This window comes from Stenotrophomonas sp. GD03794 (assembly GCF_029842145.1).
Taxonomy (GTDB): Bacteria; Pseudomonadota; Gammaproteobacteria; order Xanthomonadales; family Xanthomonadaceae; genus Stenotrophomonas; species Stenotrophomonas riyadhensis.
Map to the genome: position 1 here is coordinate 83,339 of NZ_JAOCFV010000002.1, position 18,006 is coordinate 101,344.

Consider the following 18,006-nt stretch of genomic DNA (forward strand, 5'->3'; position numbering starts at 1 on the left):
CATGCAGGCAATCATGGGCGCGCTGCGCCGGGTGAACTGGGTGGTTGCCGCTGGCGTGTTGCTGCTGGCACTGCTGGTGTGGTTCGGCGGCCCCTGGGTCGCCATTGCCGGACACGTACCGCTGGCGGGCGTGATGGCGCGGCTGCTGGTGCTGCTGGTACTGGTGCTGACGGTGACGGGAATCGTGCTGGTGCGCCGCTGGCGCAGGCGCCGCCGCGAGCAGCGCATGGGCGAAGCGCTGCGCCAGGGGGATGACCCGGCGCAACGCCTCGCCAGCGAGCGCAGCCAGCTTGAGCGCCGCTTCGAGGAGGCGTTGGCCCTGCTGCGCCGGCGCCGTGGGGGGGGCATCGGCCAGCTGCCGTGGTACCTGCTGATCGGCCCGCCTGGATCGGGCAAGACCACACTGCTGCAGAATTCCGGCCTGCAGTTCCCGCTGGCCGCGCGACTTGGCAACGATGCGGTGCGTGGGGTGGGCGGCACCCGCCAGTGCGACTGGTGGTTCACCGATCAGGCCGTGTTCCTCGATACCGCTGGCCGATATACCACCCAGGATTCGGACCGTACGGTGGACGCGGCGGGGTGGCGGGACTTCCTGCAGCTGCTGCGTCGCCACCGTCGCGCGCGCCCATTGAATGGCGTCGTGGTCAGCATGAGCCTGTCCGATCTGCTGCAGCTTGATGCAGGCGAGCGTGAGCAGCATGCACGTGCGATCCGGCAGCGCCTGGATGAGTTGGCCGAGCAGCTGCAGCTGCAGGTGCCGGTCTACCTGGTGCTGACCAAGTGCGATCTGCTGGCGGGGTTCGGTGAGTTCTTCGACGACCTGGGTGCAGACCAGCGCAGCCAGGTCTGGGGCACCACCTTCCCGTTGCAGAAGACGCTCGATGGCAGCGCGGCGCGCAGTTTCGCCGATGCCTATGCGCGACTGCTGGACCGGCTCAATGCGCGGGTACTGCAACGCCTGCACGATGAGCGCGAACGTGGCCGCCGGGCGGCGCTGCTCGCGTTCCCGCCGCAGTTCGCCGCTCTGGGCGAGAGCGCGCGACAGTTCATCGAGTCCGCCTTCGCAGGGCATGCCTACGCACCCGCACCCTTGCTGCGGGGGGTGTACTTCACTTCAGGTACGCAGGAAGGCACGCCGATCGACCGCATGCTCGGTGCGGTGGCACGCAGCTTCGGACTGGATGCAGCACGCGCGCCTGCGCCTTCGGCTGCACCACGGACCTTCTTCGTCGAGCGGCTGCTGCGCGAAGTGGTGCTGCCCGAGCACGGACTGGCCGGCTTCCAGCCGCAGGCCCAGCGCCGTCGTCGGCGCTGGCACTGGGCCGCCCAGGCTGCCGTGCTGGTGGTGTCTGCAGGAGGGCTGGCGGCGATGGCAGCCAGCTACCAGGGCAACCGTGACTACCTGCTGCAGGCGCGGCAGGCGATGCAGCAGCGCCCGCAGACGCCGGATCCGGGCGCAGCGACCGACCTGCGCGGCTATCTGGAGCGGGCGGTGCAGCGAGGCCAGGCAAGTGCCGCTGCGGTGACGGCTGCTGCCCCCACGCAGCCGGTGCCGTGGCGCATGCGCTGGGGCCTGTACCAGGGGGATGCCGTGCAGCGGACGTTGCGTGAGGCCTACCTGCGCGAACTCAACGCGACGCTGTTGCCTGGTGTGGCCGCGCAGCTGCGCGAGGGTCTTGGCGACAGCGCGTCCGATCCGCAGCGTCTTTACTACTACCTGAAGGGCTACCTGATGCTGGGCGAGCCTGCGCGCCTGCAGCCGACGCAGCTCGGCCTGCTGGCCGGGCTCGACGCACGGCACCGTTTCGGCGGCGACACGGTGCTGGCCGACGCCTATGACACGCAGCTGTCGGCATTGCTGGCTGCGAAGGGGCAGCTGCGCGCGATCCGTCCTGATCCGGTGCGCGTGGAACAGGCGCGCGCCAGCCTGCGTGCAGCGGAACTGGCGACGCTGGTCTACAGCGACCTGAGCCTGCAGGCCCGTGCGCAGCCTGCCACGCTGCGCCTGGACAAGGCGCTGGGCCTGCAGGCCGACGCGTTCGAGCGGCGTAGTGGCGTACCGTTGTCGTCGCCGTGGCCGGCGCTTTACACGCAACCCGTGTTTGCCCAGCTTGCCCGCGAAGGCGTGGACGACGCCGTTGCGCGCTTCGTTGCCGATGACTGGGTGCTTGGTCCGCAACGGATCGACGCCTTGGCGCGGGCGCGGCTGGTACAGCAGGTCCTGCGTCACTATGAGCGTGACTACATCCGGGCCTGGGATGAACTGCTGGCCGACCTGCAGTTGCGACCCGGTGCCGATGATACGGAGGCTTCCGCCCAGCTGGCACGCATTGCAGGCCCGACCTCGCCGCTGCGCCTGCTGCTGGTGCTGCTGCGCGATCAGACCCAGGATCTGCTGCGTGTGCCCGCCGGCAATGCGGCCCGTGCAACGGCAGATGCCGCGAAGGCCAAGGTAGGTGCGGCGGCGCTGGCCAGGGCAGGGGCCGGCGGCGCTGCGCTGCAGGCTGCACTGGCACCGGCCGTGGGGGAGGCGGCCGCACGCCCTGCCGGAGCAGCGATCAGCGATCACTTCGCCGCACTGGCCCAACTGTGTGCGGGCGCTCCCGGCGCGACGCCGCTTGACCAGGCCCTGGCCAGCTTCGCGCAACTGGGCGAGCGGTTGCTGGCGCCCCCTGCGGCGGGCTCGGTTGATACCCGACTGCAGCAGGCCAGGCAGCAGGCCGCGCAGCTGCCCCCACCCGTTTCGACCTGGTTGCTGGCGCTGACCGGCCAGAGCGCCGCAGCCATCGGCGCGCAGGACCAGGCCGTGCTCGACGAGCGTGTCGCCACCAGCGTGGGCCAGGTCTGTGGTGAATTCACCGGTCACCGTTATCCATTCGATCGCAGTGCCAGCGAGGACACGCCGCTGCAGAATTTCGCCGAACTGTTCGGCAACGGCGGGCGTTTTGATGGCCTGTTCCGGCAGACCCTGGCGCCGTTGCTCGATACGCGTACGCCCACCTGGCGGTGGAAAGAGGATGCCCCCCCCGGCAGTGACCCGGCGCTGCCGGCGCGCATGCAGCTGGCCGATGCGATCCGCCAGAAATACTTCCGTGGCGGCGAACAGCCGCTGGTCGAGTTCACCCTGCTGGCACCGCAGCTGGATGAAGGCGTGGCACGGCTGCAGATCGATATCGAGGGACAGACGCTGGACTACACCGCCGGCGCCGTAGCCAGCCTGCCGGTGCGATGGCCGGGCCCGACTCCCGGCCATGTTTCGGTAGCGGCGTTCGACGCAGCCGGCACGCCACTGGGCGCGCTGCAGTTCCAGGGCGACTGGGCACTGTTCCGCGCGTTGCAGGCGGGCATGCTGGAGGCGCGCTCGGATCTGCGCTACGTGCTGCATCTGGACATCGGTGGCCACCCCACGGCGCTGCCGCTGCAGGCCCGCAACCTGCGCCATCCCTTCAATGACGCCGACTTGGCACGGTTCCGCTGTGGCAGCTGATGCATCGTCGCTGGCGCCGGTGGTTGGCTTCCACGGCAAGTTGCCTGGTATCGGCGATTTCGCGCGGCGCCGCCTGTCCGATGCGCTCGTGCAGGCCTGGGATGCGCATGCCAGCCTGCAGTTGTCCCGTCATCCCCAGCTGGCAGGGACGGCTGGCAACGGCTGGTCGTTCGCTCTGGCCGCCGGGCTCTGCGACGTGCAGGGCTGGGCGGGCGTGGTGGCGCCATCGCGTGATCGGGTGGGCCGGGCCTTCCCCTTGCTGCTGGCGTTGCCGCTGACCACTGAGGACCCGATGCAGGCTCCGCTACTTCCCTGTGCGTGCTGGTTCGACGCGCTGCACGCGCTGCAGGCACAGGTGAGGCAGGGCGCGCTGCAGCTGCCGGATGCGCTGGACAGCGCCTGTCACGAACTGCCACGGGCATGGCCGGGACAGGCCGGCCCTGTCGCGTGGCAGACGTGCTGGGCGCAGCGTGGCAGCCTGTGGTGGCGCGACGCGCATGCCCCCAGCGCGCTGCCGGGCCTGCCTGTTGGCGGTGTACTGCCGCACGCGGTCGATGCCCCGTGCATCCTCGAAGAGCGTGCGCCATGAATGCCATGGGTACCCGCTATGCATCGGCCGGCCACACCGACACCGGAAAGGTACGCCGGCTCAACGAGGACGCGATCCTGCTGCGTGACGACGTTGGTCTTTGGGTGGTTGCCGATGGCCTGGGTGGCCACGCCGCTGGTGATTTCGCCAGTGGCCTGATCGTCGAGCGGTTGTCGCGCCTGCCACGGCAGGAGGACGTGGTCGATTTCATCGAGGCCATCGAGGACACGCTGCAGCAGGTCAACCAGGAGCTGCTGCGACGCGCGCATGACCTGCGTGTGGACCTGATCGGCTCGACCGTGGTGGTGCTGGTGCAGGACCGCGATTTCATGCTGTGCGGCTGGGTGGGGGACAGCCGCGCCTATGGCATGGAAGACGGCTGCCTGCGCCAGCTTACCCGTGACCATGTGCACGGCATCAAGGACGACGCCACCCAGTTCGCCGGCTCTGCCGCCGTGGCCGCGCCTGGCACGCTGACCCGGGCTGTCGGCGCGCAGGAGGGCCTGCTGATCGATTGGATCGTTGCCAGCCATGCCGCGGGCACACCGTTCCTGCTGTGCAGCGACGGGGTCAACAAGGAAATCCCCGATGCCGAGCTTGATATGGAGTGCCGTCGCCAGCGCGAGCCACGCGTGCTGCTGGCGCGGCTGTTCGAACTGGCCCTGGGACGCGCCGCCCGCGACAACGTGTCGGCGGTCATCGTGTGCAGGCAGGAGTGAACGACGTGCAAGAGGACACGACCTCCGTGGTTGAACTGGTAACCGCCTTCAGCAGGGGAGCGCTGGACCTGCCTGCACTGCTGCGGGCGCTGGCCCGGCATGACCACGTGGCCGATGCCGACTATCGCAACGGTGTGGACACGCTGTGGCGCATGCGCCAGCAGCAGGCGATCGACGAGGTGTCGATGAATACCCTGCTGCAGCGTCTGCAGGATCTGCGCGATGCCAGTGGCAGCACGCTGTCGCGCGATGACGATGCCACCGTGGTCAAGCCCGCACGCAGCGCCGTGCCGGACGAGATGACACGTGTGCAGCCCGGCGAGGATGTCGCGCGCACGGATGCGGCTGCCGAGGGTCGCACCGGCGGTACCGCGTCGCAGAGCTCGAGCCTCTCGGCATGGCAGCAGGTTGCGGCAGCCGCGGGCCAGACAGTGACGGTTGGCAGCCTGCTGAAGGGACGCTTCCAGCTGGAACGCGAACTGGGCCGCGGCGGCATGGGGGTGGTGTACCTGGCCCGCGATGCGCGCAAGGTGGAGGCGCGTGATCGCGACCCCTGGCTGGCGGTGAAGGTGCTCAGCGATGAGTTCCGTCGCCACCCCGATGCGCTGGTGGCACTGCAGCGCGAAGCGCGACGCTCGCAGCAGCTGGGGCACGACAACATCGTGCGCGTGTATGACTTCGACAAGGATGGCGCCATCGTGTTCATGACGATGGAGTACGTCGATGGCCAGGACCTGCGCACGCTGATCCGCGAGCAGGCCTTTGATGGCATGCCGATGGCTCGTGCCTGGCCGCTGATCGAGGGCATGGCCGGCGCACTGCGCCGCGCGCACGCCTCGGGCATCGTCCATTCCGACTTCAAGCCCGGCAACGTGATGGTCACCGCGCAAGGTGTACCGAAGGTATTCGACTTCGGTATTGCCCGCGCCGGCAAGCATGCGGTGGATGTGGCGGGCGAACAGACCGTGTTCGATGCCGCCTCGCTGGGAGCGCTGACACCGGCGTACGCCAGCCTGGAGATGCTGCGTGGCCAGCCGCCGACACCGGCCGACGATGTCTATGCGCTTGGCTGCGTCTGCTTCGAACTGCTCGGTGGCCGCCATCCCTATGACAAGGCCAGCGCCGAAGTAGCACTGCGCGAGGGTCGGCGCCCGCCTGCGCTGCGCGGCCTTGGGCGACGCCCGTACCGTGCCCTCTATGCGGCGGTGGCCCTGCCTGCGGACAAACGGCTGGCCAACGTCGATGCACTGCTTGAAGGCCTGCGTCCGCGCAGCTGGCGTGAACGCGTACTGCCGCGGGTGGGCTATGCCTCTGCGGCGGTGGTGGTGCTGGCCGGCGCCGGTGTACTGGTCAACCGCCATGTGCACGAGCAGCGCCTGGCCGAAGTGAGTGCGCGGTTGGGAGCCGATGATCCGCAGCGCTATGAAGACGCCGCGCAGGCCTGGGAAGGTCTTTCCAGTCTCGATCACGAACAGCGTGCCAAACTTCTGCTGGACCACCCGGGACTGATCGAAGGCTTCCTGCTGCGGCGCCTGGATGCGCTGTGGGCGCCCTCCGCCGGCCGCTACGACTACCCGGGGACGCAGGAAGTGTTCGCGCTGCGCGATCGCCTGCGACTGTACTCACCCACGCTCGATGCGCGGCGCGAGCGCCTGCAGGCCGAGCGAGACCAGGCACTCAACACGCTCGACACCCAGCGCCAGCGGCACATTGCCGAGGGGGATCTGTTCGGCCATGGCAGCGGCAGCCTGTCGGGAGCATTGGCAGCCATTGCCGCGATCGATCCGCGCAATCCGCTGCTGCGTGATCCTGCGCTGGAACAGGCCTATGAACAGGCCATCGCCAGTGCGTTGGGACAGGGTGACACCGCGCAGGCGGAATCACGGCTGCAGCAGGCGCAGCGCAGCTTCCCCGATGCGCTGGGGTTGCGTCTGCAGGCGGCGCAACTGCGGGTGGCATCGCAGCCGGATCTACAGGTGACCGCGCTGCCCGCCACAGTCGCGCAGGCGCGGGAGCGCCTGCAGCAACGCCTGGCCAACCCCAGCGCCGATGCCGCTTGGCAGACCGATGTTGCGGCGGCACTGCAGGTGATCCGGCGCGATGCCGGCGCCGAACTGCCTGCGGCGCAGAACGCGCTGGCCACTGCCGTGGCTGCCATCCTGGGAGGACACCGGGAACCGACGCAGCTACCGGATGACCTTGTGCTGCTCGACTTCGCACGTCGCCAGGCACCGGACACGGCCGCGTTGGCGGCGGCTGCCAGTCAGCTGCAGCAGCGCCAGCAGGCACTGCAGCAGTCGCTGGCCGACAGCCGCAGTGATGCTGCATTGGCTGCGCAGAGTGAATCGCTGCGGCGCGCGATCGCCGCTGGAGACCTGGACAAGGCACAACGCACCTGGCAGCAGCTGCATGTGGTGCAGCCCGATGCCCCGTTCGTGCGTGAGCAGGCGCCCGCACTGCTGGACCAGGCTACCCAGGACCAGGCGGTGCTGCGGCTCGCCCAGGGTGATCCGGCAGCCGCTGACGCACTGCTGGCGCGCGCGCTGCAGGTGATGGGCGCGCGTCCCGTACTGCAGGCGGCACGTGCACGCCTGGACGTGGTGGCGGCGGTACTGGCCGCCAGCACGCAGGCATCGACGAAGGACAGCGAGCGCGAGCGGCTGCGCCAGCAACTCGATGCACAGTACCGCCGTGATCCGCAGGCGATGGAGCGGTTGGAAAAAGCGCTGCGAACGCACGGGCGTCTCAAGGGCGATTCGCTGCAATCGCTGCTGCAGGGAGAGAAGGGCGCGATCGTGGCCGCACAACCGCCACCGGCCTCAGCGGCAACGGCCACTGGCGGCACGCATGCAGCGCGCAATGCACCGCGTCCGCCTGCGGCAACGCCGGTCAGCGCTGCCGTCGCCGCGGCGGCCGATGCGGATGATGCGCCGTTGCCACCGGTGCCCGACGGCCCCGATCCCTGTGCAGGTCTGGCCGGGCGTGCACAGCCCTGCTACGACGCGCTTGCCGATGCCCGTGGGCCGATGCTGGTGGTGGTGCCCGGGGTGCCGGGCGGGCCTGCGTATGCGCTTTCGCGCGGGGAGATCGCGGTGGATGACTTCAACCGGTACTGCCGGGCCAGTGGTCGTTGCAGTGTGCAGCCGGCATCCGGCGAGCAGGGGCGATGGCCCGCACGCAATCTCAGCCTCGCCCAGGCGCAGGGCTACGCGCGTTGGCTGACCCGCGCCAGCGGCGGCTGGCGCTACCGCCTGCCGAGCGATGCCGAGTGGCTGCACGCCGCGCAGGCGCAGCAACAATGGCGGCAGGCGCCGGACAGCAACTGCATTCCGCCCAGTGCCAGCGCTGGCAGCGGTGTGCCGGTGGGCGTACGCGGCCGCGAGCCGAATCCGTGGGGCCTGGTCAACCTGACCGGCAACGTCTGGGAATGGACCAGCAATGGCAGCGTACGTGGTGGCAGCTACGCCAGCTTCTGGTCGGACTGCACGGTGCAGGCACACCGCGCGCTGGCGGGTGCGGCGCAGCCGGATGTCGGCTTCCGGGTATTGAGGGAGCTGAAGTGAGCGGCTGGGAAGAGCACGCCAACCGCAGCCTGCAGTCGTTGGCCGATGCCCACCAGCGCGGCCAGATCGACCTGCAGGAATACCGCGCTCGGCGCCGTCGGGTGCTGCAGGGCGTGCGTGAACGCTGCCTGCAGACCCAGAGGCACCGGCCTGCGGACCCTGCTGCCGGGGTCTCGCCGGGTCCGACGAACGGTCGCTCACGAAGTGCGCTGGTTCTCATTTTGTATGTCATGCTGACGATGGGGTTGTTGCTGTGCATCTATGTCTTGGCAGTTGGCTGATGGCCACCTGGACGCCAGGGGCGCGTCGCCGTGCCCGGATCTTTCTTTGTCTGTGCCGCCCGGGGAGGGGCCGTACGGAGGACGCGACGCCCCGGCATCCATTGTCATCGGAGGACAGAGCCATGCCATTGAAGCGTTCGTCGTTTGCGTTGCTGCTGTCGGCAGCCCTGCCAGTCGCGGCGATGGCCCAGCAGGTCGAAGGGGGGCCGGCCACCGCGCTGCCCGACATGGCCGCGCGCACCGGCAACCAGACCCTGCAGGTGCGCGGCTTCCGTGCCAGCGACGTTGGTGAGCATCCGCAGCGTGGCATCACGCCTGCGCAGGTGCAGGCCGTGCTGGATGCCTACTTTGCCCGCCTGGCGCATGGCGCAGATGCGGTCGCGATGGACTTTGCGCAGCTCCAGGGGGCGGCCGATGCGGTCACTGCGGCCTATCGCAAGGCGGGCTTCCTGGTCAGCGTCGCCTACCTGCCACCGCAGAAACCCGACGCTGAAGGCCGCATCGAAGTACGCGTGCTGGAAGGGCGCATCGGCAAGGTAGTGGTGCAGGGCAACCAGCGTTACCGCACCCATACGCTCAGCAACGTGGCCGAGCGCCTGCGCGGGCAGCCGCTGCGCCAGGCCGACATCGACAGCGCTTTGCTGTATGCACGTGACCTGCCCGGGGTATCGGTATCTTCGGTACTGCAGCCCGGTGAGAACGTTGGTGAAACCGATCTGGTACTGGTCGCGCGTGAAAGTGGCCGGCCGTACGAGGTCAGTACCAGCGTGGACAATCACGGTACCGAGTTGACCGGGCGCGGGCGCGCCCAGCTGGGCGTTACCTGGAACAGCCCGCTGGGCCTGGGCGATGTATTCGCGGCCAGTGGAACCTATGCGTTCGATCCGCAGGCCAGCCGCGCCGGCGCGCTGTCCTACAGCGTGCCATTGCAGGCGGTGCAGGGACTGTCGGTGCTGGCCGGCGCCAACCGCAGCGAGCTGGAAGTGGACGACGGCATCCTGCGCGGTTTCAAGCTCAAGGGCCCGGCCTCGCAGGCCTATGCCGGCGCCGACTGGAAGTTCATCAACCGCCCCGACCTGCAGGTGACCAGCTCGGCGCGCTATATCCGCGAGAGCTCGCGCTTTGAAGCGCTGGGCCTGGTGCTGTCCAAGCAGAAGTACGACGTGGCCGAGGTGGGCGCCAGCCTGCGCCATAACGATGCGCGCTGGCATGGCATCAACCTGGCACAGTTGAGCGTGCGCCAGTCGCTGCGCGATCGCTCGGCCGACTTCGATGCGATCAACCCGACCCGCGACAGCCGGTTCAACGTGGTGCGCCTGGGCCTGCTGCGGCTGCAGTACCTCAGCCGCAGCCAACGCCTGTTGTTCAAGTTCAATGGCCAGTACAGCAACAACTCGCTGCCGGCGCTGGAGCAGTTCCAGGTGGGTGGCAACGACAGCGTGCGGGGGTATGCGCAGGGCGAGACGCTGGGCGATCGTGGCTGGTACGGAGCGCTGGAGTACCACGTCGATGCGCCGGGTTTCGGCGACGTCGCCTCGCCGTTCCGCGGGGTGCCGTGGCGCGAAGTACTGGAGCTGGACGTGTTCGCCGACCAGGCGCGCGTGTTCGATGTCGATGGGCTGGAGGCGCCGGCCGATCTGGCATCGGTGGGAATGGGCGCGACCTTCCGCCTGCGCCAGTGGAAGAACCTCGAACTGCGCGTGGCGGCGGCCAAGCCGACCAGCGCCCTGCGACCGGGTGACGGCCGCGATGTCCGCGTGTATGCGCGGCTTGGCCTGACCTTCTGAGGAGCGACCATGAACCGTATCTACCGACTCGTCTTCAATCCTTCGCTGGGCCAGGTGCAGGTTGCTGCGGAGTTCGCGCGCGGGCCGCGTCGCTGTGTCCCGGGGCGATCGCGCGCCGCCTTGTGGCTGGCACCCCTGACCGCGGCGCTGCTGCTGACCGGCAGCCTGCAGGCCACGGCGCAGACCCTGCCACAGAACGGCACCATTACGTCGGGCTCGGGAATCATCAACGTCAATGGCAACACCATGACGGTCACCCAGCAGAGCCAGGCTGCGTTGTTCCAGTGGAGCAGCTTCAGCATCGGCTCCGGCAACACGGTCAGATTCGATCAGGCGGGCTCGAGGTCGACGGCGATCAATCTGGTTACCGGCCCGTCCGCCAGCATCATCAGCGGCCAGCTGCTGTCCAACGGGCAGGTATTCCTGCTCAATCCGGCGGGCATTACGTTCACCGGCACTGCCAGCGTCAACGTGGGCGGGTTGCTGGCCAGCACCCTGATGCCCGGCGCACAGGGGATTCCGCTGGATGGTGGTGTGTTGCCGCCCAGTTTCGAATTGGGCGGCACAGGGACCAATGCCGCGGTCAGCAACCTGGGAGGCACGCTGACGGCGACGGCCGGAGGCATCAGCCTGGTCGGCGGTTCGGTGTTCAACAACGGCTACATCGCGGCACCGCTCGGCAATATCGATCTGGCGGCGGCCAGTGCGGTCACCGCGGTGACCGGCGTGTCATCGGCCGGCATGCCAAGCCTGGCGTTCGTCACCACCGCAGCGAGTGGCATGGCAGGAACCGGTATCAGCAACGTCGGTACCCTCAGTGCACGCAACATCAGCATGACGGCGCTGATGGGACCTGGTCTTTCCTCCACCGGTATCAACGCGGGTGGCACGATCATCGCCAATGCGATTGATGGCGCTGACGGCAGCCTCACCATCCGCAGTTCCGCACCGGTGGCGATCAACGATGCCATCATCACGGCCAACGCGATGTCCACGGTGGGATCGGCTGTCATGGGGGGGCCGGTCGCCATCCAGATGACCGGCGGCAGCATCGACGCCACGACCGTGAACTTGAATGGCGGCATCAACGGCGACGTGGTGCTGTCAGGCTCGATCAAGGCAGACTCGATCGGAATCGACGCGAACAACATCACCCAGACCGCGGGTTCGCTGGAGGGCGCGCTGCAACTGGACACGCAGGGCCGAGTGACCCTGGGACAGGCGAGCAATGCCATCAGCCGCGTTGGCGGCCATGTCGGTACCGACCTGACCCTGGCCACCTCGACCAGCCTGGCGAACAGCGGGGCGCTGTCGGTAGGTGGCAATACCACGCTCGACGCAGCTATGGGCAACATCACCCTGACCCATGCCGGAAACAGTTTCGGCAACCGGGTCAGCGCGAAAGGGGCCGATGTCAGTCTGGTCGGCATCGGTGCACTGAACCTGGGCGATATCGATGCGCGCAGCCTGGATGCGCAGGGCGGCAGCCTTGGCCTGAGCGGTACGATCACCACGTCCGGTGACCAGGCCTATCGGTCCGCAGTGACACTCCAGGGCAACTCGACGCTGCAGGGCGGAACGATCCGGTTCGACGGCACGGTTGATGGCAGCTACTACCTGGGTGTCGCCGCCAGCGGAGTGACCACCTTCCTGGGCGCCATTGGTGGCAGCACTGCATTGCAGGGATTGAATGTCGCCACCGGCAGCGGTGCGCGCTTGTCCGGCGACGTCACCACCCTTGGCATGCTCGCGTTCACCGGTCCGTTGCAGGTATACGGATCGCGCCGCCTGACTTCGCTGGGCGGAAACATGACGCTGGGCGGGGCAGTCGACGGTGACGGTGGCGATCTGAGCCTGAGCGCGCGCCAGCTCACGCTCGCCGGCGCAGTGGGCGCCACCGGACCGGTGGATCGCCTGTACGCCAGTGCCGATACCATCACCCTGGGCAGTCGCATTGCCAGCAGACGCGAGATGCTGCTGCAGGGCGACATCCGGCTGGACGGCAACACGCAGCTGGTCAGCACCAATGATGGCGTCATCACCACCGATGGCATTTCCAGCAACATCGGCAGTGGCTACAACCTGACGATCAGCACCGGCAACCGGATCCAGGTCAACGGCAACATCAGTGCCGCCGATGTCGACATCAGCGGACTGATCTTCAGCGGTCGCGGCATCGTCAGCAAGGGCAACCTCGGCATCGACTCCCGGCTCAATCTGCTCCAGACCGGCAGTTACCAGGTCGACGGCCTGTCCCGGTTCAGCAGCCAGGGAGACATCACACTGACTGATGCAGGCAACCGCTTCAGCGGTGAAGTCGCGCTGCAGGGCGGGAACGCCGAACTTCGCGCAGGCGACCTGCTGCTGGGTAGTACTTCGCTGCAGGGCAGCCTCGGGCTGCATCTCACTGGCGGACTGCAGCAGGCCAGCGGCAGCGCGCTGAACATCGGGGGTACCACCCGCATCGACGCCGGCGGTCCCATCAATCTCGACAGGGCGAACGGTTTGGGCCAGCCGGTCAACCGGTTTGGCGGTGAGGTGTCACTGAAGGGTCGCGGCAGCTACATCTCCGCTGCGGGCACGCTGGCCTTCTCCGATTTCGATGTGGACAGCCTGTTGGCGACGGCGGATGTCGTGCAGCTTCCCGCCAGCGGCAGGAGCATCGGCCTGCAGTACTTCCAGGGCAATGTGGTACTGACCCGCGACAGCGTGCTGGACAGCCAGCTTGGCCAGATCAACTTCCGGGGGCGCATCGATGGTGGGTACGCACTGACGCTCGCACGCGGGCTCAACGTGGTGTTTGCCGATGACGTGGGCGGCAATCAGGCGCTCGCCAGTCTCGACATCAGTGGTGCGGGTCCGCTCCAGCTCGGCGGCAACATCACGGCCGACGGCGCGATCCGGCTGGGCAACGTCAACCTGGCTTCGAACACCCCCCGGTTGTTCAGCGTTCGCAGCAACAACGGCAACCTGCTGGCGGGTCGTATCGACGGCAGCAGCGATGGCCGCAGCAGCCTGGCGCTCAACGCGCACGGCGCGCTTGAACTGCAGTCCGGTGCGGGTACCACGCCCGGCGCGGGGCTGGCCAATCTCGAACTCAAGGGGGCAAGCGTGATCGCGCAGGCGATCCGCACCAGTGGCCGGCTTGACGTCAGCAGCACCACCGGGTTCACCCAGGGCGGTACGCTCACTGTCGGCGGCGATGCCAGCTTCAGTGCCGGCAGCAGTGGCAACCTGATGCTGGATACAACGGCCAACACCTTTGCCGGCAAGGTCGCGTTGAGCGGCAACCAGGTGCGGATCCGCGCGCAGCCGGGCCTGGCACTGGATGGGGTGACGGCTGCGGCGCTGGATGCGGGCAGTGCGGGGGCGCTGTCGTTGGCCAATGCCAATGTTGCCGGCACTGCGGTCCTTGACGGTACGTCCCTGCTGTTCGACCAGGTGAGCATTGGCGGAGCCCTGCTGGCTACCGCGAGCGCCGGCGACATCCGCCAGGGAAGTGGGAGCCTGGCGATCGGCAACAACAGCCAGCTGACGGCCAGCACCGATATCGTGCTGGGCGGAACCGGCAATCAACTGGGCAGCGCACTGCAGGTACAGGGCCGTGACATCGCCCTGTCCAGCAGCACGGCACTGGATATCCAGCAGCTGCAGGCGGCGCGCGATGCCGTGCTGGCGGGTAACGGCGTGCGGCTCGGGACCACCTCCGTGCAGGGAACACTGCAGGTGAACAGCACCGGAGCGATCACCCAGTCTGCTGCGCTGCAGGTGGCGGGCAACAGCCGCTTCCAGGCGGGTTCGGACATCACCCTGGACCAGGCCGGCAATCGTTTCGACGGCAGCGTGGGACTGGACGGTGGCAACGTGGCTGTCACCACCAGCGGCGGTCTGCTGCTGGACAGGGTGTCCGCCAGCGGTAATCTGGATGCACGCGCTGGCAGCGCCGGTGTTTCCCAGCAGGCGGCAGTCCAGGTCGGCGGCCGCAGCGATATCCGCACGCAGGGCGCCATTGCGCTGGATCGTGCTGACAACCGGTTCACAGGTGCGGTCGGACTCGACGGAAAGGGTGTCGATCTGCGCGCCGCGGGCGATCTGCAGATTGATCGTCTGAACAACGCCGGGCAATCCGATATACGCCTGCATGCGGGCGGAGGCCTGCAACTGCCCACCTCTGCCATCGATGCCGGTACCGGCAACCTGACCCTGCTCGCCGATGGCGGGGTGTTGCAGGCCAATGCGCTGCTGGCCGGCAACAACGTCACGCTGACAGGCCGCGATGGCGTGCGGCTGGGCGGTGACCTGCGCAGCGGTGGTTCACTGACCCTGTCCAGCAGCAATGCGGACATCGTGCAGATCGCTGCGCCCAACGGCGTGGGCGGCAGCGTGCAGGCTGCGGGTGCGGTGCAGGTCAACGCAGGCAGCGGGCGCATCGCCCTGGGCAACGCCGGCAACCGTTTCGGTGGCGTGCTCAACCTGTCCGGTGGTGATATCAACGTGGCCGCCGATACGCTGCTGCTGGGCAGCGTCAACGCGGGCGGCACGTTGTCGCTGGTCAGCGACGGCGACATCCGCCAGCAGGGTGCCGTGCAGGTGGCGGGCACGACCCGCCTGAGTGCCGGTGGTGACATCGACCTGCAGGCGGCGGGCAACCGTTTCGGTGATGCCGTGGCCGTGCAGGGCCGGCAGGTGACGTTGGCCAGCACCGACCCCCTGCAGCTTCAGGGGGTGACGGCGGACAGCCTGATCGCGCGCAGCGGTGGCCACTTGAGCCTGGGCGCCGCCGGCATCGCGGGCAATGCCACGATCGAAGGGGCCTCCCTGCTGCTGGATGGAGCCACCATCGGCGGCACGCTGTTGGCGACCGCACACGCGGGTGCGATCCGCCAGGGAAGTGGGAGCCTGGCGATCGGCAACAACAGCCAGCTGACGGCCAGCACCGATATCGTGCTGGACGGAACCGGTAATCAACTGGGCAGCGCACTGCAGGTACAGGGCCGTGACATCACCCTGTCCAGCAGCACGGCACTGGATATCCAGCAGCTGCAGGCGGCGCGCGATGCCGTGCTGGCGGGTAACGGCGTGCGGCTCGGGACCACCTCCGTGCAGGGAACACTGCAGGTGAACAGCACCGGAGCGATCACCCAGTCTGCTGCGCTGCAGGTGGCAGGCAACAGCCGCTTCCAGGCGGGTTCGGACATCACCCTGGACCAGGCCGGCAATCGTTTCGACGGCAGCGTGGGACTGGACGGTGGCAACGTGGCTGTCACCACCAGCGGCGGTCTGCTGCTGGACAGGGTGTCCGCCAGCGGCAATCTGGATGCACGCGCTGGCAGCGCCGGTGTTTCCCAGCAGGCGGCAGTCCAGGTCGGCGGCCGCAGCGATATCCGCACGCAGGGCGCCATCGTGCTGGATCGTGCTGACAACCGGTTCACAGGTGCGGTCGGACTCGACGGAAAGGGTGTCGATCTGCGCGCCGCGGGCGATCTGCAGATTGATCGTCTGAACAACGCCGGGCAATCCGATATACGCCTGCATGCGGGCGGAGGACTGCAACTGCCCACCTCTGCCATCGATGCCGGTACCGGCAACCTGGCCCTGCTCGCCGATGGCGGGGTGTTGCAGGCCAATGCGTTGCTGGCCGGCAACAACGTCACGCTGACAGGCCGCGATGGCGTGCGGCTGGGCGGTGACCTGCGCAGCGGTGGTTCACTGACCCTGTCCAGCAGCAATGCGGACATCGTGCAGATCGCTGCGCCCAACGGCGTGGGCGGCAGCGTGCAGGCTGCGGGTGTGGTGCAGGTCAACGCAGGCAGCGGGCGCATCGCCCTCGGCAACGCCGGCAACCGCTTCGGTGGCGCGCTCAACCTGTCCGGTGGTGATATCAACGTGGCCGCCGACACGCTGCTGCTGGGCAGCGTCAACGCGGGCGGCACGTTGTCACTGGCCAGCGCCGGCGACATCCGCCAGCAGGGTGCCGTGCAGGTGGTGGGCGCGACTCGCCTGAGTGCCGGCGGTGACATCGACCTGCAGGCGGCGGGCAACCGTTTCGGTGATGCCGTGGCCGTGCAGGGCCAGCAGGTGGCATTGGCCAGCGATGGCGCCCTGCAGCTGCAGGGTGTGACGGCGGACAGCCTGGTCGCGCGCAGTGCAGAACGCCTGACCCTGTCCGCGGCCGACGTTGCCGGCAATGTGACGCTGCAGGGCCAGCAGCTGCACTTCGGCACGACACATGTGGGTGGCAACCTGCAGGCCACGGGTAGCAACGGCATCGATCAGGACGGCACGCTGCGCGTGGATGGCAGCACCGACCTGCGCAGTGATGCGTCGATTGCACTGGGATCGGCTGGCAACGAGCTGCGTGGCGTGGTGTCGCTGGCTGGCGTGGGTATCGATCTGGCCAGTGCGGGCGACCTGCGCATCGGTTCGCTCGACAACCGCAGCGCCGCAGTTCGCCTGCAGGCAGGAGGCTCGCTGAACCTGCCCACCGGCGTGATCGATACCGGCGGCGGTGACCTGCAGCTGCTGGCCGGCGGCGCATTGCAGTTGCCGGCGGCGTTGCGTGGAAACAACATCACCCTGCGCAGCGGCCAGGACCTGCAGCTCGGCCAGGACGTGCTGGCTGCGGGGGAACTGCAGCTCGGCAGCGGTGGCGCGCTGACCCAGAGCGGTGGTGTGCTGGCCGCACAGCGCCTGCAGGGCAGCGCCGGCGGCAAGGCCAGCCTGCGCGGCGACAACCGTATCGCCACGCTCGGTGACTTCAGCAGCCAAGGCCTGGAGCTGCGGACCACGCAAGGGCTGCAGGTGACCGGCAATGTGCAGGCTGGCGCGCAGGGCCTGCTCGACGTGCATGGTGGTGATCTGCAGCTCAATGGCAGTGTGCAGGCGGGCCAGCTGCGCCTGCAGTCGTCCGGCGCGATCCGTGCCGGTGCTGGTGGACGCCTGCTGGCTGATCAGCTCAGCGGACGCGCCGCCGGGCCGACGATGCTGGGCGACGCCTCGCAGTTCGTGGCCAATGCCATCGGTACCCTCGGCGATTTCCAGTCGCCCGCAGGCTTCAGCCTGACCAACGCCGGTACCCTGGCCCTTGCCTCGCTCAACGGCAGCGCATTCAGTGTCGATGCGGGCAATAGTGGGTTCTACCTGAAGGTGCAGGGCGGTGACATCCGCCAGCTGGGCACCACGCCGGTGCTGGCCGGTGCCAGCCACTGGTGGTCCAGCGGCAGCATCGGCACCCAGCCCTTGCCGATCTATCTGACCAGCGCCGGCAGCAGCCACGTGGTGGACTTCATCGGCCGCCCACCGGCGTACTTCTATGGCATCGGTACGGATGGACTGCCGCTGGTGGTGGGCGGCGGCCTCAACCTGCCCACGGCGATCGTTGGCGCGCGGACCCAGGGCAGCGTGCTGCCGCGGGTTGCCTATGTCGACATGGGCGCATTGAGTGCCCAGTACCGCGCGTTCGGCATCGTCCAGCCCGGCATCCGCCTGCCGGCCGACCAGACCGTGGCCTGTGACAGCGGTGACCCGGACGCGGAGTGCGCGCAGTGAATCCCACCCTGCCTGGCCACTGGCCGTGGAGG

Annotated in this window: 7 protein-coding genes; all 7 read left to right on the forward strand. The window is 68.4% G+C overall.

What is annotated here, in order from left to right:
* Nucleotide 1: 1 nt before the first annotated feature.
* Nucleotides 2–3,487 (forward strand): type VI secretion system membrane subunit TssM, encoded by a 3,486-nt coding sequence (gene tssM / locus N5D91_RS01855; protein WP_180854154.1) that lies wholly within the window; start codon nt 2–4, stop codon nt 3,485–3,487.
* Nucleotides 3,477–4,076: a type VI secretion system-associated protein TagF gene (gene tagF, locus N5D91_RS01860; RefSeq protein ID WP_162622106.1), complete on the forward strand. Its 600-nt coding sequence runs from the start codon at nt 3,477–3,479 to the stop codon at nt 4,074–4,076. The genes tssM and tagF overlap by 11 nt, the downstream gene beginning before the upstream one ends.
* A 5-nt stretch (nt 4,077–4,081) precedes the next feature.
* Nucleotides 4,082–4,795, forward strand: a complete 714-nt coding sequence (locus tag N5D91_RS01865) for a PP2C family serine/threonine-protein phosphatase (protein ID WP_110714143.1) — start codon at nt 4,082–4,084, stop codon at nt 4,793–4,795.
* A gap of 5 nt (nt 4,796–4,800) precedes the next feature.
* Nucleotides 4,801–8,358 (forward strand): bifunctional serine/threonine-protein kinase/formylglycine-generating enzyme family protein, encoded by a 3,558-nt coding sequence (locus N5D91_RS01870; RefSeq protein WP_180854155.1) that lies wholly within the window; start codon nt 4,801–4,803, stop codon nt 8,356–8,358.
* On the forward strand, nt 8,355–8,639 hold the full coding sequence (locus tag N5D91_RS01875; RefSeq protein ID WP_180854172.1) for a hypothetical protein: 285 nt from the start codon (nt 8,355–8,357) through the stop codon (nt 8,637–8,639). Before N5D91_RS01870 ends, N5D91_RS01875 begins: the two co-directional genes overlap by 4 nt.
* 182 nt (nt 8,640–8,821) lie before the next feature.
* Entirely contained in the window at nt 8,822–10,426 is a 1,605-nt protein-coding gene (locus N5D91_RS01880; protein ID WP_228756495.1) for a ShlB/FhaC/HecB family hemolysin secretion/activation protein, read from the forward strand.
* A 9-nt stretch (nt 10,427–10,435) separates the two neighbouring features.
* Entirely contained in the window at nt 10,436–17,974 is a 7,539-nt protein-coding gene (locus N5D91_RS01885) for a filamentous hemagglutinin N-terminal domain-containing protein (protein ID WP_279907099.1), read from the forward strand.
* The last annotated feature ends 32 nt before the right edge of the window (nt 17,975–18,006 follow it).